Origin of the sequence: Microtetraspora sp. NBRC 13810 (assembly GCF_030268685.1) — a bacterium.
GTDB lineage: Bacteria > Actinomycetota > Actinomycetes > Streptosporangiales > Streptosporangiaceae > BSRQ01.
The window spans coordinates 1-255 of the sequence record NZ_BSRQ01000108.1; the positions used below are offsets into that span (position 1 = coordinate 1).

Genomic DNA, 255 nt, shown 5'->3' on the forward strand with positions numbered 1-255 from the left:
AGGTGTTCGCCGAAGGCCGGCATGTAGGGCAGCAGGTCGTCCTTGGGCAGCGGGACCGGGGGGCCGGCGGGTACGTGTTCGACGGTCACCCCGGGGGCCATCGGCACGGTGTCCGGGGTGTCCGCGGCGTCCCGGCGGGTGTGTACGACGACTTCGTGGCCGCGTTCGGCGAGGGCCAGGGCGAGGGCGGCGACGTGCACGTTCTGGCCGCCCGCGTCCACGCCGCCGACGGCCGCCAGCGGGCCGGCGTGCTCG

The 255-nt window shown here is 76.5% G+C and carries 1 protein-coding gene; it reads right to left on the bottom strand.

All coding sequences use genetic code 11. The features are described 5' to 3' along the window. On the bottom strand, positions 1-255 hold a 255-nt coding region (locus tag QSK26_RS41650), incomplete at both ends, for a glycosyltransferase (protein ID WP_285780884.1).